Source organism: Paenibacillus athensensis, from assembly GCF_004514475.2.
GTDB classification, from domain to species: domain Bacteria; phylum Bacillota; class Bacilli; order Paenibacillales; family NBRC-103111; genus Paenibacillus_AL; species Paenibacillus_AL athensensis.
In genome coordinates this window covers 55,492-75,774 of record NZ_MYFO02000008.1, presented here as the reverse complement: position 1 = coordinate 75,774, position 20,283 = coordinate 55,492, and the positions used below count along the sequence as shown (strand labels likewise).

Sequence of the window (20,283 nt, the reverse complement as noted above, 5' to 3'; positions counted from 1 at the left end):
AATTCAGCGAACCATTGAACTACATAAATACAATAGCCTAAGTCCGATTTATTCCAGTATATATTTGACGATGCTTCGTCAATACGATTTCACGAAACTGAATATGATCCTCTTTGCTCGCGAATTGATCTTTGGGTACAATCCAAAATTGATGCTTGTCCAAAAATAAATAATACAAATCCTTGGTTTCCCAAACTTTTTTAATATATGCCCAACTCACCCGAGAATCGCTCTCATTGGAACTAAATCGGATTTCCTGCTCCGTGACGGTCAGTGAAAAAAGATTTGAATATAGCGTATTCTTTCTATATTTATTTGGTAGGACATAGTAATAGCGAATCCCCTCAACCACGATTACAAATAATAAAAGCAAGCCTACAACTAATGCCGTTTTGGAATATGTGATTAGAAAAACCAAACTATTCAATAACAGAGCAATCAAGCCTATCCCTATGATTAATCGATATCGTAACGTGTTTAAAAAATAAGTCTTTATGGCTTGAGGCATATATTCATTAAATCTAAATGAGATAGTGATCATCCGTTAAATCCTTCCCACATGCCAAATAAAATTTGACCCGTACTCCTGCTCTAATGAATAAATAAAAACTCATAGAACAATGCGCTCATGACTTCTTTACACCGTTCTAAAAGAACTGACGATTTTTTTGTAATTATTTTTCACTATTTTCAAAACAAATTATTTTAACGGTAGTCCGACTTCTCGTTTATAAATGTAATATTGATAAAAATCTCCTTCTTTTTGGCATCCCACTTCATATTCCGCTGCGTCAATTACATCTTGAATCAATGCTGGCGGCATGACTCCCCACTGTATCCCGGTTGTCCGTAAAGGGAATTCACTATGAGGATTTTTTGTGTGCAAATATATAGCGTCACATGAACCGGAATTCGCATCCAGGAAAATCCAACATTGAAAATCCACATTGGAATTTCTTGATTGTTCATCTACTTTCTTTAGTAAATCTATATATTTCTTAAAATGACTCCTTCTATGCTTAACACTCGTCTCAGTAATCCCCTCCCAATCGAGATGGATATGCCAATGGTTGTACCATGACGAGCCATCCTGATCAAAGTGAAATTTTTGATGGGCAATACGGTTGTCTAGGCTACGATAATATCTTCGTATACCGCGAAATTTTTTCATTGAATTCTCCTAAGATCATCGAGAAACATGCCCTAAAGACAAGCTTCTATCTATTTTTTGAAAAACTTTCAAGCTGTTGGTCTAAATATTGGTAAATGTGGCTTTTCTTCAGCCCTTCTAAATCCAGATATTCTTTGAGTTCATTCATAAATTTTTCTTGCAATTTAAGAAATTGACCACTCCTGATCCCGTCAACAACTAGACATAAACGGCTCAAATCATTTACAAACAGGATATGCTTCCGCCGTAATTGCAGTATGCTCACGTGCCAACAAAAGCTTTTGAGTATATCTAAGTGCAAGCATGTAATTCGCTCCTTTATGATGTCTATCCTTTTACCATTCTCGCCATTCTTCTGTAATATCAAATCCATCTTCGATCTCCAGCCCTGCTGCTTTTGCAGCCTTATCTATGAATTCAGCCAACTCTTCTCGTTCCATCGTGTCGATAAAATAGTCATGCTCGTCATTAAGTTCATTAAAAGCAATCACTACATCCTTTACCGCACTCATGATTTTCACATCCCGTTTATCTTCATCCTTTTGTATGGCCTCTAGTTTGTTTACATATGAACCTAATAACTTATCGCTTAATTCCAATCTTTCCTCAGTAAACAGCTCATCGTCAAATTCTATCATTCTATCTTTCCATAGCTTTGTTGGTTTGTCTTGTAAAAGAAATTGCAGGCTCATCGATCATCCACTCCCAAGTTCAATATGTCGAAACTCATTAAATTCATTCATTATAGCATTTATCCATTCAACGAATTCAGCTATATCACAGTTGCTGCCAATTACTATTTCTTCATTCTGTAACCAATAAGCATAATTCCATCTCGCCTCATCTTGATCTGCGGAATGGCTGACCTTTGGCAACCTGCTTGTTCTGTATTGAAACCGAAGACTAGTCTTAGTTTCGCATATCGTCATTCTCGCATTATTCGCTGGATAACCTTTATCATATAATTCCCTACTGACGAATCACTTTTGATGTTTGACGTACAATAAGCAGCGGTTTTATTCAGACTGCCACGAGTAGCTTTCTTGACCTTCCAGCACCCAGTGATCTGCTAATAGGCTGCCCGATACTCCTGCTCCAAAATGCTCATGATCACATCCGTCTCAAATCTACCCTCGATCAATGCGCCTTCCCGCTCCCTGCCTTCAATCACAAATCCGCATTTTTCATAACAGCGAATCGCCCTTGTGTTATATTCCAAAACACGCAAATCCACGCGATGCAGGCGCAGCTCCTCGAACGCATATGCTAATACCAAACGAGTGATCTCCGTTCCCAACCCCTGATTCCAGCAGGAAGCATCAAAAATACCTACGGCGTATCTGGCTCGACGATCCTCTTCATTGACCGTTAACCGGGCCTCGCCGATGCTTCGCCCCTCATATTCTACACACCAGTTAAGCTTATTTCCCCGTATTCGCTCGATATAGGACTGAGCCATCTCCAACGTGCGTGGTTTCATGTTTCTGGTATCCCCGCCATACATCTGTTCGAGCTCCGCCTTCACTTCGCACTGTAGGTAGTCGTAAATGTCCTGCTCAATGGGCTGTCTTAATGTCACGGTGGTTCCCACAATCTTAGGAGACTGATTCATCGTTTCACCTGCTTTGCCAGAAATTTTGATCTCACGTCATGTTGCCTGCAAAACGGCCACAGCTCATTAAACTATAACAAAAGTCTTCGTCGTTTTAAAAATAGAGCACCATCTTCTCTAAAATACTCCATGAAGCTTTTGTTCACATGGTCATGATTGAACATTCCCATACTATCTGCTCCAGGTTTGCTTGGCCGAAAGTCTTCCGTTATAAAATACAGATTAAAATAAACATCATCGCAAGATTCCCCAACCTGCAGGTCATTGAGTATTTGTATAAGTTGATTGTACCCCAAGTATTTGAAGCCTTCTCTTTCAATCACATAAAAAGGGTACGGAAGCGGAATCTCAATAATTCGCTGATTGGCCCTTAATGTTTCCGGTATATTTTCCCAGTATTGTTCAACTGTTTTTTACAAATGAATATTCCTGAAATCCAAGGTCTATTGGTCCTCCCCTCAACGATAAACAAATCCTTCAGCCGCCTTTCTTGATAAAAGCAAAAAGGATTTGCTCATAATTTTCAATATTTTTTTGAAAAACTAATCCATGTGCTGTATGTACGCTCTTTAATTCTTCCATATGCTGTTGTATAACTTCTGCAACATGCACGATATTCTTTTTCGAAAATTCAAATCGATTCGGACTCTTTATCTATTTCATATCCGTTAATAAATAATTTTAACTTATAATCGATGACAGGTGCCTTTACACGTTTGTGCTTGGATATGTTTTTGTATACTTGCTTAATGTTAACTACTAAATCAATAGTCAATATATCTAAAGTTTTATCTTTTGCTGATCTTGAAAGAAATTTCATATTCCCCTCAATAAAATTAATTTAATATTCCGCTGCGTCAATTTCATCCTGAATAAAGACGGCGGTGCTACTTCTCTTTTTTGAATAACTGTCAAGCTGATAGTCTTCGAGCAGATCGATGGTCTTTCTGTCTGTTCGGTAGCTCCATATCTCTTTTTTGATATTCGGATACAACAGGACGGCATCCAGTTCATTCAACGCCACCCATTTTACCGCCGACTGATTCAGATCGGGAGTATCAGGAATATGCGGGACGGAGCCTTCTTTCAGGTAACATTCAAATATCAAATGGATGCTTGGGGTCGGGCTATCATAATCTCCAGACTGCAGGTGGGGAGCGTATTCATAGACAAAGGCTAACGGGCCCACGTCCACTTCAGCCCTTGTTTCTTCAAATACCTCTCTCCTAACACCTTCCTTCAAGGTCTCTCCAGGCTCTACACCGCCGCCGGGTAAATTATAGTGGATTCCATGCTCATCCGTATATTCGACCAAGAGGATGGCATCATCTTTTAAGATTAAAGCTGTGGGTCTAATTCGAATAGGTGAAGACATGGGTTCCTCCTTGATTTGCGGGCTTTTCCGAATTAACCTGTCTTCCTTGTCTTTTGTCCAATATATAAAAGATGTGACGATACGCCAAGCATATACGGGTTTTCAGACTCTTTTAGGACCCATTCTAAAATCCTGCGGTATTCAAAATCTCCTCTGCGTCTCCAGTAATCCCATTGTTCTTGATTCATCGACCCGGCAATACTGCTTGATCCAATTAATTTAAGCGTGGAGAATCCGTTCGCTTCCATAAATGGCTCGATCTCTTGAATATCAAAATAATACGCGCCTGTAAATCTACCCGGGTCACTATGATTAAATATGCCTGATTCCATAAATTTTTCTATGCCATGTGCCGTATGGTTGGGCTTCCAATGTTCAGGATGCAACAAAGAGTTTAATAAAAATCTGCTTTTCGACATAAAAGCCACAAAAACCATTCCATTGGGCTTGACTACTCTGTATAGTTCAGAAACTGCTTTGGCCCTGTCTTCTGCAGTCTGAAGATGATAAAGAGGACCCAGCATAAGCGCAGCATCAAAATGATCATCGGGGAAACGCGTCAAATCCCTGGCGTCTAAAGCATAAAACCCCTCAAATTGATTCCAAAGATTCAGCTCTTTTGCCTTCTGTTCTGCAACTTCAACTAATCTGGGAGTCAGATCGATTAAAGTAATCTTATACTCACGTCTTGCCAGTTCCAGGGAATATTTACCCGGTCCAGCGCCATTGTCCAATAGATGTCCGTTCTCCGGAAGATTCTTTACAATATGATGCAAATTCACCATAAATTCTAAGGGTTCACGATCAAGGCGACCCCATTCGTCGAAATGATTGTAGTAATCTATGATATGTTGCAAAGAAATCCCCCCTTATCCTTTTGAACTGGATCACCCTTCCATTGTATCATCCATACGAAATCCCGGTAAACAAAAAAAGAAGCCGCAGAGCTTCATAGCCCCGCAGCTTCCCGCTGATTTCGCTTCTACACATGCACCGCATATTGGCGGCTCAATACCTCCGACGCGCGGTCGGCGTCCTCCTGATTGCGGAACGACAGGCGCAGCACGCCCGGCACATCCTCGCGACTTTCGCTGACGTGAATGTTGCTCAGGTTGATGCGCTCGTTGCCCAGCAGCGTCGCAATGCTGCCGATGACGCCGGGATGGTCCGGCACGTCGACATAGATGTCGTACAGCGACGTGATCATGCCCTTGCGGCGCTCCGGCAGCTGACTGCGGAATTCGCCCGCGTCGCGGAACTGCGCGGCAATGCCGTCGCCGTCGCTTTGCTCCAGCAAGCCGATGAAGCGGGCGATCTCGCCATTCCAGTCGCGCAGCAGGCGCAGCAGCACCTCGCGATTGTTAACGAGAATGTCGCGCCAGACGATCGGCTCGCCCGAAGCGATGCGCGTAATGTCGCGGAAGCCGCCAGCCGCCAGACTGCGGTACAGCGAATTCGTCGCGTCATAGCCGCGTATCTGGTTCACCAGCGCTACGGCAATAATGTGCGGCAGATGGCTGATCGCGCCGACGATTTCGTCGTGCTCGCGCGCGTTCACTTCGATGATCTGGGCCTTCGTGCAAGCGAGCAGCTCGCCAAGACGTTGCACCGCTTCGGGCGGCGTGCCGTCGGCAGGCGTCAGCACGTAGAAGGCGTTCTCGAACAGGTGCGACGTCGCCGCTTCTACGCCGGAGCGCTCGGAGCCGGCCATCGGATGACCGCCGATGAAATACGCGCCGCCAAGCTGCAATGCCGCTGCGCTTTCTGTAATCGATGCCTTCGTGCTGCCCACGTCGGTAATAATGCAGCCGGGCTTGAGTGGTAGCTTCACCAGCTGCTGCAAGTACGTTTCCAGCATGCCCACGGGCACGCACAATACGATGTAATCCGCCCCGTCGACGGCTTCGGCCATCGAGGTTGTCGCGAAATCGACCACGCCGCGCTTGAGCAGCTTTTCCACCGATTTCGGATTGGGCGAATGGCCCACGACCGTGTAACCGGGCTTTCCTTTATAGCAGAGGGCGAGAGAGCCGCCAATGAGCCCTACGCCGAATATCGCAATTTTTATCATGTGATCAACCTTTAGTTTCCAGAGATTAGACTTCTACCGGCGTTTCGCTGAGCACTTGCTCCAACGCCGCAATGAACTTGCCGTTTTGCTCCCGGCTGCCGATCGTTACGCGAATCGATGTCGGGAAGCCGAGCTGATGACCGCCGCGCACAATAATGCCCTTACGCAGCAGGCTTTGAAACACAGGACCGGCCGGGCGGCCCACGTCCACCATCACAAAATTGCCATGCGCCGGATAAGCCGTCAAGCCAAGCCGAGCAAACTGCTCGCTCAAATAAGCCAGACCTTCCGTGTTCGCTTGGCGACAGCTTTCAACAAACGCTTGATCGCGGATCGAAGCGATCGCCGCAGCTTGCGCAAAGCGCGACGTATTAAACGGCTCGCGCACCTGATTGATCGTGCGAATCACGTCTACCGGACCGATGGCAAAGCCGATGCGCAGCGAAGCAAGGCCGTAAATTTTCGAAAACGTCCGCAGCGCTACAACATTCGGGTATTGGCCAATCAGCTCCAAGCTGTTTGGATACTCCGCGGACGTGTTGTATTCACAGTAAGCCTCGTCGAGCACAACCAGCACATTCGCCGGCAAACGGTCAAGGAACGAACGAATCTCCGCTGTGGTATTCATCGTGCCGGTCGGGTTGTTCGGATTGCAAATCCAGACGATTTTCGTCCGGTCGTTGACCGCAGCCAACATCGCCTCCAGATCGTGCGTCCCTTCCTTGAGCGGCACCTCGACGCATATCGCGCCTTCGATTTCCGAGTTATGCTTGTATTGCGGGAACGTATGCGAAGCCATCACCGTTTCGTCGCCCGGCACAAAAAATGCGCGCGCAATCATCAGAATAACCTCGTCCGAGCCGGCGCCAAAAATCAATTGACCGCTCTCCACGCCCAACACCTCGGCTACAGCGGCTTTCAGCTCCACAGTCCCCCCGTCGGGATACAGGCTGATATTGGCGATTTCCGCTTCAACCGCCGCTTTCGCGTTTGGCGAGCTGCCGAACGGGTTTTCATTGGAGGCCAGCTTGATGACCTCGGTCAAGCCAAGCTCGCGTTTGACTTCTTCCATCGGTTTGCCCGGCTGATACACCGGCAGGTGAATAATCGATTGTTTCGGCTGCATGTGTCACCCCATATGGATTCATAATTCATCATTTTTCATTCGACGCTGCTAAGTCACATAAACTTTATTTTACCTTATCGATACTAAACTTTCCAGTACGGTCAAAAAGAAACCTCCGCACCGCCCGGCGAGCGGGGCTGCAAGAGGTCAGCCTTGGCAAGCCAAGGCTTCTCATGAGCCGCCGCTGACGCTGGCGGTAACGGAGGTGGAAATGACATCGGCAAGGACCTGCCGGCTTCTCAGCCCTTCAGAGCAGCGACAAAACTGCCGATTTGCGCCAGCCCTTCGGGATGCGCGGCGTCGGCCTGCAAATGCGGCAGCGCCTCTTCAATCGTGCGCACAATCGCGCTGCCGACGACGATGCCGTCGCACAGTTGGGCAAACCGCTCGACCTGCTCGCGCGTCGAGATGCCGAAGCCGACAACAATCGGTACGGAAGCCGCTTCGCGCACTGTTTTGAGGAAATCGTCAATGCCGTTGAAGAATTCGGCGCGCACGCCCGTCACGCCCAGCGACGATACGCAATAGACGAAGCCCTTCGCATTGGCAGCAATCCGTCTGACGCGATCGTTGGACGTCGGCGCAACGAGCGGAATCAGGTGAATGCCGTTGGCTTCCGCCAGCTCGCGCGTTTCCGCATCTTCCTCCAGCGGCAGATCGGGAATGATAATCCCGCTGATTTCGTTCGCCTGCAGCAGCTTGAACACGCGATCCAGACCGATTTGCAGCACCGGATTGTAATACGTGAACAAAATAAACGGCAGCTTGGAGCCGCGCTCGCGCGCTTTGCGGGCGACCTCCAGCACATCGTACAACGAAATGCGGCTTTTCAGCGCGCGCTCCGATGAACGCTGGATGACCGGACCGTCGGCCAGCGGGTCGGAATACGGCACGCCCAGCTCGATCAGATCGGCGCCGGAGCGCTCCATTTCCAGAATCAGCTCAATCGACGCCTCCAGCGACGGGTCGCCAATTGTCAGAAACGGAATCAGCGCCGTCTCTCCGCGCTCCTTGAGCTCGGCAAATCGCACATCGATTCTGTTCATGCTAGTTCCTCCCCACGCCGAGATAGCCCATAATGGCCTCTACGTCTTTGTCGCCGCGGCCCGACAGGCTCACGACAATGATTTGATCCGCCGACATCGTCGGCGCCAGCTTGACGACCTGCGCAATCGCGTGCGCGCTTTCCAGCGCCGGAATAATGCCTTCCGTGCGGCTGAGCAGCTGCAGCGCGTCCAGCGCTTCCTGGTCGCTGATCGGATAATATTCGGCCCGCGCCGCATCCTTCAAGTAGGCGTGCTCCGGTCCGATGCCCGGATAGTCGAGTCCAGCCGAAATCGAATGCGCCGGCAGCACCTGCCCGAATTCATCTTGCAGCAAATAGCTCATCGAGCCCTGGAACACGCCCGGACTGCCCTTGGTCATCGTCGCTGCATGCTCCTCGGTATCCACGCCGCGTCCGGCCGCTTCTACGCCGATCAGGCGAACCGATTCATCCTGCACAAACGGGTAAAAAATCCCGATTGCATTGCTGCCGCCGCCGACGCAAGCAACCACTGCATCCGGCAGCCGTCCTTCCGTCTCCAGAATTTGCTCGCGCGACTCGTCGCCGATGACACGCTGAAAATCGCGCACCATCATCGGATACGGATGCGGTCCCGTGGCCGAGCCCAGAATGTAGTACGTATCCTGTACGTTGCTCACCCAGTAGCGCAGCGTTTCGTTGCAAGCGTCCTTGAGCGTGCGCGTGCCCGACATGACCGGAATCACCTCGGAGCCGAGCAGCTTCATACGGAACACGTTGAGCTGCTGGCGCTTCGTATCCTCTTCGCCCATGAACACCTTGCACTCCATGCCGAGCAGCGCCGCCACGGTGGCCGAAGCCACGCCGTGCTGGCCGGCGCCGGTCTCGGCGATCACCTTCGTTTTGCCCATGCGCTTGGCGAGAACGGCTTGGCCGATCGTGTTGTTGATTTTATGCGCGCCCGTGTGGTTCAAATCCTCGCGCTTGAGGTAAATTTTGGCTCCGCCCAATTGCTCGCTCAGCCGTTCGGCATAATACAGCGGCGTCGGCCGGCCGGAGTATTGCTTTTGTAAATAACGCACCTCGGCAATGAATTCCGGGTCGTCTTTATAACGTTGATACGCTTCTTCCAATTCGATGAGCGCGTTCATCAGCGTCTCCGGGACGTAACGTCCGCCGAATTTGCCGAATCGGCCATGCTCGTCAGGTACTTGTGCCACTTCGGGTCACCCTTTCTACAAAAGCTTCGATTTTCGCGATATCCTTCACGCCATCCGTTTCCACCCCGCTCGACACATCCACGCCGTCGGGCTGGAACTCGGCAATTAATTGATCTACATTGTTCGCATGCAGGCCACCGGCGACAAACAGCTTGATTCCTGCGCCTTGCGCCCACTCGCGGTATACCGGAATGCAGTCCCAGGCAAATGTCTGCCCCGAGCCGCCACCGTACACCGGATCGTGCGTGTCCAGCAGCAGCGCGTCGATCACGCCGCGAAACGAATCAAGCTGGGCCGCTACGGCTTCGCGCTCCGGCGCAGCCGTCTGCGTTTTTTGCACCGGCATCGCCTTGAATACCTGTACGCCAAAACGTTCCCGCACCTCGCGGCAAAATTCGGGCGTCTCGCCGGCATGCAGCTGCACCACGTCCAGCGGCGCTTGCGCAAGCGTCTGCTCCAGCTCCTCCAGCGTCGGGTTGACAAACACGCCAACCGCCCGCGGCGCTTCGCCCGCACCCCGGCCGGCCGCTTCCGCGCGCAGCAAAGCGATCAGCTCGCCCGCCCGCTGCGGCGTGACCTGCCGTTTGCTTTTGGCAAAAAGAAACCCGACATGCGTCACCGGCAGCCGTGCTGTCGTCTGCACGGCGGCTTCGGTGAGCAAGCCGCATATTTTGACCGCTGTTCCAGCCGTCATGTCCATCGCTTCGCCAACCCCTCTCCGCTTACGGCCGTGGAGCCGCTGCTTTGCGCGGCTTGCCCATCAAATCGTATACCGCCTGCTCGACGATCGGCTGGCGCATGAAATGCTCGCCGATGAGCACCGCTTTCGCGCCGATATCCTCCAGATACTCGATATCGTCGGTTGTGGAAATGCCGCTTTCGCTAACGACCGTAATCCCCGCCGGTATGTGCTCGATTAGCGCCTCTGTCGTCCGCAGGTCGGTTACAAACGTCTTGAGGTTACGGTTGTTCACGCCGATCATTTGCGTGCCTAGCTCCAAGGAGCGCTCCAGCTCCTCGCGGTCATGCACCTCAACGAGCGCATCCATGCCAAGCGCCTTCGCCAGCTCCAGATACTGCTTCATCTGCGGCGTCGTCAAAATCGCAGCGATCAGCAAAATCGCATCGGCGCCCAATAGCCGCGCCTCGTAAATCTGCCGCTCGTCAATCGTGAAATCCTTGCGCAGCAGCGGCACGTTCACCGCTTCGCGCACGGCCTGCAAATACGCGTTGCTGCCCTGGAAATACGAAACGTCCGTCAGTACGGAAATGCAATCCGCGCCTGCGCGCTCGTATTCCTGCGCCAGCGCCACCGGCTCGAAATCGGCGCGGATCAGCCCCTTGGACGGCGACGCCTTCTTCACCTCGGCAATCAGGCCGAGCTCGCGGCGTTTGCCGGCGGTCAGCGCGCGCTCAAAGCCGCGGCAAGCGGCCATGTCGGCAATGCGCCGCTCGGCATCGCCGATGGAAAAGCTATCTTTCATCGCCGCAACCTCGGCGAGCTTCGTAGCTACGATTTTATCAAGAAACATGGCTGATTTCTCCTGTAAATTGAACTAATTGATCCAGTTTTTGCGCCGCTTTACCGCTGTCAATCGCGTCCGAAGCCCGCTTGATGCCTTCCTGCAGCGTCGACGAATGTCCCGTTACATAGAAGCACGCTCCGGCGTTCGCCAGTACGATGTCGCGATTCGCGCCTTTGTCGCCAGCCAAAATGCTGCGGATAATTCCCGCATTCACCTTGGCGTCGCCGCCGGCCACATCCCTGATCGAATGCGCCCGCAGGCCCAGCTCGTCAGGCGTCAGCATATAGGTGTTAATTACGCCGTCCTTGAGCTCCGAGATTTTCGTCGGCGCGGAAATGCTGATTTCGTCCAAACCGTCTTCGCTGGCCACAACAAGCGCCCGCTTGAGCCCCAGCTCGCCGAGCACCTGCGCGATCAGCTCCGTTTTGTTGATATCAAACACACCAAGCACCTGGCGGTCCGCTCCGGCGGGATTCGTCAATGGTCCAAGCAGGTTGAACACGGTGCGGAAGCCCAGTTCACGGCGCGGCCCGGCGACATGCTTCATCGACTGATGGTACGCCTGCGCAAACATAAAGCAGATGCCGACCTTCTCCAGACAAACCGCCGCTTGCTCGGCATTCAGACCGATGCTGACGCCCAGCTCCTCCAGCACGTCGGCGCTGCCGCTTTTGCTCGACATCGCCCGGTTGCCGTGCTTGGCGACGCGAATGCCGCCCGCCGCGGCCACGATGGCCGCCGCCGTCGAAATATTAAACGTCTCTGCACCGTCTCCGCCCGTACCGCACGTGTCGAGCAGATTCGTTTGCGGCGTCTGCACATGCACCGCCTTGTGGCGCATCGTCTGCGCAAAGCCGGTCACTTCCTCCAGCGTCTCGCCCTTGATCCGCAGCGCTGTCAGCAGGCTGCCGATTTGCGCCGGCGTCGCTTCGCCCTCCATAATCACCGACATCACGTCGCGCGCTTCCTCGCGGCTTAAAGCCGTGCCGCCCAGCAATCTGGCAATCGCCGTTTGTATCGTCAAAGTTCCACTCATCGCCCGTTACCCCTTTCGCTTCCCCGGATCAGGAATTCACATAATAATCTTTATTGATATCGCTGACCCGCTTAGGCGCCGGGCTGAACATCGCCTCGGCCAAGCGGATGGCTTTCAGCAGCGCCTTGGCTTTGTTGACGGTTTCCTGATACTCCATCTCCGGAACGGAATCCCAGACGATGCCTGCTCCCGCCTGAACATACGCTTTGCCGTGCTTGAAAATAATCGTGCGGATCGTAATGCACGTATCCAGATTGCCCGAGAAGCCGAGGTAGCCGATCGCTCCGGCATAAGCGCCGCGCGCTTCCTGCTCCAGCTCGGAAATAATTTCCATCGCCCGCAGCTTAGGCGCGCCTGAAACGGTACCCGCAGGCAGGCACGACAGGAAGGCGTCGAAGAAATCCTTGTCCTTGGCAATTTTGCCCGAAACATTGGAGACGATGTGCATGACGTGCGAATAACGCTCGATGTCCATGAACGTATCGCATTTGACCGTGCCGAACTCCGACACGCGTCCGATATCGTTGCGGCCCAGATCGACGAGCATCAAATGCTCGGCACGCTCTTTTTCATCAGCAAGCAATTCCTTCTCGTAAGCGAGGTCTTCTTCCATCGTGCGGCCGCGGGGGCGGGTGCCGGCAATCGGCCGGGTTTCCACCTTCTCCTCTTCCACGCGGACGAGCAGCTCCGGCGATGTGCCGACGATCACTTCTTCGTCCATTTTCAGCACATACATATACGGAGACGGATTCATCGTGCGCAGCACGCGATACACCTGGAGCGGAGAAACCTCGGTGGCGATTTCAAAGCGCTGGGACAAGACGACCTGAAAAATATCGCCGGCGCGAATATATTCCTTCGCCTGATTGACGTTGTCGATGAATTTTTCCTTCGTGATGTTCGACTGAATCTCACCAAGCTCCGGCTCGGCAACAATCGGATTGTGCGTCATCGTGTCATGGCTGAGCGGGCGTTTGATTTTATCGATGGTCGCATCGATTTTGGCGCATGTTTCCTGATACGCCTTGACGATATCTTCATCCGTGGCAAAGGCCGGAATGTGGACGTTGGCCATGACCTTGATTTGCTGCTTGAAATGGTCAAACGCAATGATCTGGTCGCAGAACATAAAGCGGATGTCGTCCATTTGCAAATCGTCGACGCGGTGCGCCGGCAGCTTTTCATAATACTGGAGCAGATCGTAGCCGAAAAAGCCGACCGCACCGCCGGTAAAACGCGGCAAATCCTCCAGCTGCGGGCTCGAATACGAGCGCAGATACGCCTTGAGCACCTCAATCGGCTTCTCCTCCGACACCTGGGTGCCGGCGGCCGTCTCGATTTCGGTTTTGCCGTTTTTCGCCCGAATCATCAGGAAGGGATCGCAGCCGAGGAACGAATACCTCGCCCATTTGACGCCTCCCTCCACGCTTTCTAACAGAAAAGCCCGGGGCTCTTGGTACAGATGTTGAAATACGCGAATCGGCGTTTCCGTGTCCGCCAGCAAGTGACGTGCGATCGGGATCAGGTTGAACGTCTTGGCCAGCCGGATCACTTCTTGAAGTTCGGGTGTATACATGTTTTTTCACGTCTCCTCTCAGCAGGTTGGCAACAAAAAAACCTCTACCTAAGTAGAGGTGGGTCTGTAAAGTAAAAGCAATACCGAATAGGAAAAAACAAGTCCAATGACAGCTCGCTGTCGACCGCTTCATCATCACGAAACAGTCCGCTTTGCTGTGACCAAGCTTTCTTCCTCTGCTCAACTCTACTCATCTCTACTGTGTTGCACTCTGCTCTACTCAAAACCTAATCTTACTATACTCTGCCCTTACGGGTTTGTCAATTTCACAATATCCGGACGCAGCGCTTGCGCCGCCTTCAAATAAACGTGGTTCATCTCCGCCTGGCCCTTGGTCGTATTGACCTGCACCATAAGCCGGATACAGCGCGGCAGGCTGCTTACTACCGGGATTTCCAGCGAACACATCAGCGGTACAAGCTCCCAGCCGCCCATTTGGCGAATCGCGCGTGCCGGGAACGTCGCCGTAATATCCTGCGTCACGGTTACAAACACCGAGCAAATCTCATCCGGTCTAAAATCATTGGCATCTACAATCGCCGTCAGCAGCTCTGTGGTGGCGTTTAAAATTTCTTGTTCCTCGTTATGCTCGACTGTCGTCGCACCGCGAATTCCCCGAACAAACATCGGTTAGCCCTCCCCTTTTAAAAACGCTACGATTTGCCGGACCTGATCGGCGGTGACGTCCTTGCGGATTTCCACCTTGCCGATTTCCGTCGGCACTACGTAGACAATTGCGCCTTCTTTGAATTTCTTGTCGTGCATCATCGCACGGATAATCTGTTCGGTGTCCATATGCGCAGGAATCGTCACCGGCAGGCCAAATTTGCGGAACAGGCCAAGCGTAACAGTGTGGATCTCCGGCGAGTAACCGAACTGCTCAGCCAGCTTGGCCGCGCCGACCATACCGATGGAAATCGCTTCGCCGTGAAGCAGCTCATTGTAGCCGGCTACTGCCTCCAGCGCATGACCGAGCGTATGGCCCAGGTTCAGAATGGCCCGCAGGTCATTCTCCCGCTCGTCCTGCGACACCACATGCGCCTTGACGCGGCAGCCCTGATACAGCGCGTATTCAAGCGCTTCGGGATCGAGGGCAAGCAGCCTGGCGGCATTGTCGTCGCACCACTGGACAAAGGAAGCGTCCCAGATCAAGCCGTGCTTGACGACTTCGGACAGTCCGGCGCGCACCTCGCGCTCCGGCAGCGTCTGCAGCGTGTCGATGTCATACAGCACCAGCTCGGGCTGATGGAACGCGCCGATGATGTTTTTGGCCAGCGGGTGGTTGACTGCAACCTTGCCGCCGACGCTGCTGTCATGAGCCAGAATCGTCGTCGGAATCTGCACAAAACGAACGCCGCGCATAAAGCTGGCTGCCGCAAACCCGGCCAAATCGCCGACCACGCCGCCGCCCAGCGCCACAATCGCCGATTTGCGGTCCAAACCGGCTTCCAGCGCCGCAGTGACAATCTCCTCCAGCTTGGACAGCGACTTGCTTTTCTCCCCTGACGGCACGATGAACGACGACGCGGCAAAGCCGCCCTCCTGCAAGGACGCCATGACGCCAGGCAGGTGCAGGCCGGCCACCGATTCGTCGGACACGACGAGCAGCGGCGATTTGCGGCTGATGCCGTGTTTGTCGAAATAAGCGGCGATGTCCTTCAGCACACCGCTGCCGATATAAATCGGATATGATCTTTCGCCGAGCTCGACAGTCAATTCTCTCATATTAGTAGCTCTCCACTTGAGCGAGATAGCTGTTCAAATTCGCGCGGATTTCCTCCAGCGAGTCGCCGCCGAATTTCTCCATGAACGCATTGGCCACTTCCCAAGCGATGACGTTCTCCATGATCACGCCCGCGGCTGGAACCGCACACGTATCGGAACGCTCGACCTGCGCCGTGAACACTTCCTTCGTATCGATGTCCACGCTTTGCAGCGGCTTGTACAGCGTCGAAATCGGCTTCATCACGCCGCGTACGACGATCGGCTCGCCTGTCGTCATCCCGCCTTCAAAGCCGCCTGCGCGGTTGGTCGCCCGGCGGAAGCCGCCCTCCGGCGTGTAGCGGATTTCATCGTGCACGTTGGAGCCGCGGCGCTGTGCTGCTTCAAAGCCGATGCCAAATTCAACGCCCTTGAACGCCTGAATCGACAGCACGGCCTGCGCAATCCGTCCGTCCAGCTTGCGATCCCACTGCACATGGCTGCCAAGACCGACCGGCACGCCTTCAATGATCACTTCGACGATTCCGCCGAGCGTATCGCCGTCTTCCTTGGCCGCGTCGATGGCTGCGATCATCTTCGCTTCCGCATCCTTGTCCACCACGCGTACCGGAGATTCCTCCGTAATGCGAATCAGCTCGTCAATCGGCAGCTCCTGGCGCTGCGCTTCCACCTCGCCGATGCGGATGACTTGACCGGCCACCTTGATGCCGAATTCAGCCAGCAATTGACGGGCTACGGCGCCGCAAGCCACACGCATCGTCGTCTCGCGGGCGCTGGAGCGCTCCAGAATGTTGCGCAAATCCTTCTGATTGTATTTCAAGCCGCCGTTCAAATCGGCATGGCCCGGACGCGGACGGTTTACGCGGCGTTTGCCTTCGTTGTCCTCTTCGACCGGCTCGATGCCCATGACCGTCGTCCAATGCTTCCAATCGTTGTTGACGACAACCAGCGCTACCGGCGCTCCTGTGGTTTTGCCGTGGCGCACGCCACCGGCGATCGTAGCGGTATCCTTCTCAATCTGCATCCGACGACCGCGGCCGTAGCCTTTTTGACGTCTATGTAATTGAAAGTTCAATTCTTCAAAATTCAAGGTTACGTTGCTTGGTAACCCTTCAATAATCGCGGTGAGCTGCGGGCCGTGCGTTTCTCCTGCCGTTAAATATCTCACTATCCGTTACCCCCTTCTCCTGTCTCACACCTGACGCGCTTGCCGGACGCTTTAGCGCTTTGACGCGCAAGTACCTTTTGTCATTATAGTATAGCTCCTGCGGTTTGGCAACCGCACAAACGCAAAAACACGCCTCCAGCGCCGAACCTGATCTCGGTCAGCGAAAGCGTGTCTCGTATACCCCATCCGCGCGCGGCTGCAATCAGCCGTGCATCGGTTGTTTCTGGATCATCCGCGGAAGCTCGGCCATTTGCGGATCGTTCATCATGCCCATAATCTGCAGTGAATCGATGCCCAAAATTTGCGCGCATTCCTGAATCGTAATCGTTCCCCTGCGATAAGCGGTAATGACCTTCCGTTTGTCCATTGTATACCCTCCTAGGAGCTAATAGCTCTAGTATAGGAATATATGGAAGCGGATATACGTATCAGCCTTTTTTACGGTAAAAAAATGTGTCCGCCGGTTCAAAATCGTATTGGCCCGGTGAAAAAATCTGCTCGGTCGAGCCGACAAACAAGAGACCGCCCGGCTTGAGGGCGCGCGAAAACTTTTGATACAGCAAATGCTTGGCCTCTTCGGTAAAATAAATAATCACGTTGCGGCAGACGATCAGATCGAAGCCGGTATCAAAGGCGTCGACGAGCAGGTTCTGCTTCTGGAACTTGACGTGACGCTTCAACTCGTCGCTGATGTTGAACACCAGCTGATCCTGCTTGAAATATTTTTTGACGTATTTGTCCGGCACGTCGCGCAGCGAGCGGTCGAGATACACGCCCTTGCGCGCCTTCTCCAGCGCTCCGTCGTCGATGTCGGTCGCTTGCAAATGCGCGTCGGCCAGCGCGCCCTGCTCGGCCAAAATCATCGCCAGCGTATACGGCTCCTCGCCCGTCGAGCATGCCGCGCTCCATACCTTGAGCCGACGGTTTTTGCGCAGCATCTCGGGCACAAACCGCTGCTCGACCAGCTCCCAGCGGTTCGGGTTGCGCCAGAACTCCGAGACGTTGATCGTCATCCGGTCGAGGAATTCGTAAAATAACGTCTTGTCCTTCATCATGCCGTCAAAAAAAGCAGCAAACGTGTTAAAGCCCCGCTTCATCCGCAGCGTCGTCAACCGGCGCTTCATTTGAGCTTCCTTGTACTGTGCCAAATCAATGGACGTGTAGTCCTTCACTTTTTTGATAAAAAGCAAAAAATCCTGATCTTCCATGCTGTTCCCCACCTCGGCATTCGTACTGGATGTAAGCATTCTGTACGCAGGTCGCAAATTCCTGCCGGCAGCGGCGGAAATTTGCAAAGCCGGCTGATGCGGGCGGGACTGCTCGGGCGAAGCGCAGGCGGAAGCGCGGGCGGACTGCTCGGCGGGACTGCGCGGGCGGACATGCACGGGCGGAAGCGCGGGCGGAAGCGCGGCGGAAGCGCGGCGGAAGCGCGGCGGAAGCGCGGGCGGACTACTCGGCGGGACTGCTCGGGCGGAAGCTCAGGCGGAAACGCGGGCGGACTGCTCGGCGGGACTGCGCGGGCGGGCATGCACGGGCGGACTGCTGGGGCGAACAAGCATGGACGGACATGCACGGGTGGTATAGCGCCGGGATGCAAGGTACGCGAGAGAGTTCAGGGGCGATGCCGTGGGCAAGAGTAGCAGATTCAGGCAGGCAAGGAAGCTTAAAGGTGGCGGGTTGTGGGGGGGGCCGCGGGAACAGGGATGCCGGACGACTCGCCGTCGGGGACGGACGGAAGAACGATCCTCGTGAGTGGACGCGCGCAGGAGCGTGGGGCATGGAGCGTCGCGCGCGCAGTACAACGCTGGGGCCGATGCGGCGCAGGCTACAGCGGCCGGCTGGCGCGGCCCAGCCGCCAGCGTAGCTGCCGCAGCCGCTGGCGGCCGCCGGCAGAGCCGGCCGCGCGGCTCCCGGCGCGCTCGGACGCACGCGCCGCGACGGAGGCTGGGCGACGCCGTGCGCCCAGCGCCAGCCCCGCGGCGGCGAGGCCACAGGCCGCCGCCGCGTAAACCAGCGCCCCGCCGGAGGCGAAGCGGGGCGCAAGGATCGGCGCTGCGCCTTGCAGCAGCGCCATCGCCGCCGCTGCGCAAAGCGGCGCGGCCAAACGCGGCTGCGAAGCAAACGCCGCGTAATCGCCACGAACCGCGCGTAGCGGTTCGTCATAGGGCAGCGCCGCGAGCAGACGCACGCGCGGCCAAGCCCACACCAGCACGGCAGCGGCTGGTGCCAGCAGCAGCGGGAAAGCGGCGGCTCCGGCCGCTTTCCCGAAGGGCTCGGCGGCGTGGCTCCACAGCCAGCCGAGCCGGGCGGCGTCGGCGGCGAGCAGCAAGCCGCCCAGCCGTAGCCAGCCGCCCAGCGCACGGGCTGCGCGGCGGCGTCGGCTCCACGTGCGGCGATGCGGCAGACGCACGGCGTGCCAGCCCACGACAGCGCCTGTGGCGACTATACATAAATGAAGCAACAGCGAGAAGCCGATTGGACCGTGGATCATGGGGCCGCCTCCGTTTTTCCGTCAAGATTTTTTCCACGAGGATGGTCTTCCACCTGGATCTGCTTCTATGCTACCAAGCCCTGCCGTTTGCGGAAAGCGGCCCTGGACCAGTTGCAGCCACGACCTTGGTCGGGGAGCCGCACCCGCCACGAGTCTGACCAGCCTGCAGACGCAAGTACGCACGGGGCACTGGCCTGTCCTTTCCGCCCTTTTCCAAATACAGGCACAACGATCGAAAAAAGCTCGCAGCAAAACCTTTTCCAGCTAACACACGCTTTTGCGTTAACATGATTCCTCAACGCGCTTCTGACTTAGTAAAGCCGCTAAGCCTCGCTTCCTCCACGTACTGGGACCGACTCCGCCCTACCCAATCCCGCAACCTGAACCTCACTTTTTAGAGCCCACACACTTGTATCCACACCGGCGCCATCCTGCCCTCTGCCCAATCTCACTGGCAGCTATATACCTGTTGCAACCGCTGCGCCACTGCTCCTGTCCACAGCTGCAACCTGCTCGCTGCTCCCCTCGCTTATCCTCGTGTCTTTCTCGCCGCCTTTGAAGACAACTGCTTTTTGCCTCCGCGCCGCCCGCCTTCCTTCCAAATAAAAAAATCTGCCCCGGAAGCTCCGGCAGGCAGATCGTTGCTGGTGTATGTGGGTTAAATCCACGGTTGGATCGCTTTGCTGTATGCGACCAGCTCTTCCGGACGGAAATAGTTGCCGATTTCGCGTTCGGCGCTTTCCGGGGAATCGGAGCCGTGAATCAGGTTGAAATTCGTATGTACTGCGTAATCGCCGCGAATGGTGCCGGCAAGGGCCTCCAGTGAATTGGTTTTGCCGATCATGGCCCGCGAGAGCGCAATCACCTGATCGCCCTGCCAAACCATCGCAAACACCGGACCCGAAGTAATAAAGCTGAGCAGCGCATCATAAAACGGTTTGCCCTTATGCTCTGCGTAATGGAACTCGGCCTGCTCCTGGCTGACGGCAAGCAGCTTGGCGCCAATCAGCTGGAACCCTTTTTGCTCGAACCGCTTTACAATCTCGCCTACAAGCCCGCGTTGTACGCCGTCCGGCTTCACCATCAAAAATGTTTTCTCCATGCAGGAATGCCTCCATCTCTCTGTAGTGTAATCCGATTCCCCCCTAGTTTACACTTGTTGGAA

22 protein-coding genes are annotated in these 20,283 nt (G+C 54.1%); all 22 read right to left on the bottom strand.

Translation table 11 applies throughout. The features are described from left to right. Positions 1 to 37: 37 nt before the first annotated feature. The 22 genes from B5M42_RS25760 to ndk all read right to left on the bottom strand — a co-directional run bounded on the left by B5M42_RS25760 (position 38) and on the right by ndk (position 20,220). Positions 38 to 508 (bottom strand): YcxB family protein, encoded by a 471-nt coding sequence (locus B5M42_RS25760; RefSeq protein ID WP_407946127.1) that lies wholly within the window; start codon positions 506 to 508, stop codon positions 38 to 40. A gap of 192 nt (positions 509 to 700) precedes the next feature. Continuing rightward, positions 701 to 1,171 (bottom strand): hypothetical protein, encoded by a 471-nt coding sequence (locus B5M42_RS15595; protein WP_134750194.1) that lies wholly within the window; start codon positions 1,169 to 1,171, stop codon positions 701 to 703. Positions 1,172 to 1,217: 46 nt separating this feature from the next. Continuing rightward, entirely contained in the window at positions 1,218 to 1,544 is a 327-nt protein-coding gene (locus tag B5M42_RS25755; RefSeq protein WP_407946126.1) for a DUF6933 domain-containing protein, read from the bottom strand. Further along, the gene (locus B5M42_RS15590) at positions 1,507 to 1,863 is read right to left on the bottom strand and encodes a hypothetical protein (protein WP_134750192.1); all 357 of its coding nucleotides are present in this window, start codon (positions 1,861 to 1,863) and stop codon (positions 1,507 to 1,509) included. The genes B5M42_RS25755 and B5M42_RS15590 overlap by 38 nt, the downstream gene beginning before the upstream one ends. A gap of 377 nt (positions 1,864 to 2,240) precedes the next feature. Beyond that, entirely contained in the window at positions 2,241 to 2,783 is a 543-nt protein-coding gene (locus B5M42_RS15585; protein ID WP_134750190.1) for a GNAT family N-acetyltransferase, read from the bottom strand. An 841-nt stretch (positions 2,784 to 3,624) separates the two neighbouring features. Beyond that, entirely contained in the window at positions 3,625 to 4,158 is a 534-nt protein-coding gene (locus B5M42_RS15580) for an NUDIX domain-containing protein (RefSeq protein ID WP_134750188.1), read from the bottom strand. A 32-nt stretch (positions 4,159 to 4,190) separates the two neighbouring features. Continuing rightward, a complete protein-coding gene (locus B5M42_RS15575; protein WP_134750186.1) occupies positions 4,191 to 5,015 on the bottom strand; it encodes a class I SAM-dependent methyltransferase in 825 nt (274 codons plus the stop codon). A gap of 125 nt (positions 5,016 to 5,140) precedes the next feature. Beyond that, complete coding sequence (locus B5M42_RS15570; RefSeq protein WP_134750184.1) at positions 5,141 to 6,229, bottom strand: prephenate dehydrogenase; 1,089 nt, start codon at positions 6,227 to 6,229, stop codon at positions 5,141 to 5,143. Between the two features lie 25 nt (positions 6,230 to 6,254). Then, the gene (gene hisC, locus B5M42_RS15565) at positions 6,255 to 7,355 is read right to left on the bottom strand and encodes a histidinol-phosphate transaminase (RefSeq protein ID WP_134750182.1); all 1,101 of its coding nucleotides are present in this window, start codon (positions 7,353 to 7,355) and stop codon (positions 6,255 to 6,257) included. Between the two features lie 239 nt (positions 7,356 to 7,594). Next, positions 7,595 to 8,401 carry a tryptophan synthase subunit alpha gene (gene trpA, locus B5M42_RS15560; protein ID WP_134750180.1) on the bottom strand — a complete coding sequence of 269 codons (807 nt, stop codon included), beginning with the start codon at positions 8,399 to 8,401 and terminating at the stop codon, positions 7,595 to 7,597. A gap of 1 nt (position 8,402) precedes the next feature. Then, positions 8,403 to 9,599 carry a tryptophan synthase subunit beta gene (gene trpB / locus B5M42_RS15555; protein ID WP_134750179.1) on the bottom strand — a complete coding sequence of 399 codons (1,197 nt, stop codon included), beginning with the start codon at positions 9,597 to 9,599 and terminating at the stop codon, positions 8,403 to 8,405. Next, positions 9,583 to 10,293 (bottom strand): phosphoribosylanthranilate isomerase, encoded by a 711-nt coding sequence (locus B5M42_RS15550; RefSeq protein ID WP_134750461.1) that lies wholly within the window; start codon positions 10,291 to 10,293, stop codon positions 9,583 to 9,585. The genes trpB and B5M42_RS15550 overlap by 17 nt, the downstream gene beginning before the upstream one ends. 28 nt (positions 10,294 to 10,321) lie before the next feature. Then, positions 10,322 to 11,131 carry an indole-3-glycerol phosphate synthase TrpC gene (gene trpC, locus B5M42_RS15545; RefSeq protein ID WP_134750177.1) on the bottom strand — a complete coding sequence of 270 codons (810 nt, stop codon included), beginning with the start codon at positions 11,129 to 11,131 and terminating at the stop codon, positions 10,322 to 10,324. Then, a complete protein-coding gene (trpD, locus tag B5M42_RS15540) occupies positions 11,121 to 12,161 on the bottom strand; it encodes an anthranilate phosphoribosyltransferase (protein ID WP_134750176.1) in 1,041 nt (346 codons plus the stop codon). The genes trpC and trpD overlap by 11 nt, the downstream gene beginning before the upstream one ends. A 28-nt stretch (positions 12,162 to 12,189) precedes the next feature. After that, complete coding sequence (gene trpE, locus B5M42_RS15535; protein ID WP_134750174.1) at positions 12,190 to 13,737, bottom strand: anthranilate synthase component I; 1,548 nt, start codon at positions 13,735 to 13,737, stop codon at positions 12,190 to 12,192. 249 nt (positions 13,738 to 13,986) lie between these two features. Beyond that, entirely contained in the window at positions 13,987 to 14,364 is a 378-nt protein-coding gene (aroH, locus tag B5M42_RS15530) for a chorismate mutase (protein ID WP_134750172.1), read from the bottom strand. A gap of 3 nt (positions 14,365 to 14,367) precedes the next feature. Continuing rightward, positions 14,368 to 15,462 carry a 3-dehydroquinate synthase gene (gene aroB, locus B5M42_RS15525; RefSeq protein ID WP_134750170.1) on the bottom strand — a complete coding sequence of 365 codons (1,095 nt, stop codon included), beginning with the start codon at positions 15,460 to 15,462 and terminating at the stop codon, positions 14,368 to 14,370. Between the two features lies 1 nt (position 15,463). Next, the gene (aroC, locus tag B5M42_RS15520) at positions 15,464 to 16,627 is read right to left on the bottom strand and encodes a chorismate synthase (RefSeq protein WP_134750168.1); all 1,164 of its coding nucleotides are present in this window, start codon (positions 16,625 to 16,627) and stop codon (positions 15,464 to 15,466) included. Between the two features lie 202 nt (positions 16,628 to 16,829). Next, positions 16,830 to 16,994: a hypothetical protein gene (locus B5M42_RS15515; protein WP_167689644.1), complete on the bottom strand. Its 165-nt coding sequence runs from the start codon at positions 16,992 to 16,994 to the stop codon at positions 16,830 to 16,832. 61 nt (positions 16,995 to 17,055) lie between these two features. After that, entirely contained in the window at positions 17,056 to 17,835 is a 780-nt protein-coding gene (locus B5M42_RS15510; RefSeq protein ID WP_134750166.1) for a CheR family methyltransferase, read from the bottom strand. A 617-nt stretch (positions 17,836 to 18,452) separates the two neighbouring features. Then, positions 18,453 to 19,118 (bottom strand): hypothetical protein, encoded by a 666-nt coding sequence (locus B5M42_RS15505; RefSeq protein WP_134750164.1) that lies wholly within the window; start codon positions 19,116 to 19,118, stop codon positions 18,453 to 18,455. 658 nt (positions 19,119 to 19,776) lie between these two features. Next, a complete protein-coding gene (gene ndk / locus B5M42_RS15500) occupies positions 19,777 to 20,220 on the bottom strand; it encodes a nucleoside-diphosphate kinase (protein ID WP_134750162.1) in 444 nt (147 codons plus the stop codon). Positions 20,221 to 20,283: the final 63 nt, after the last annotated feature.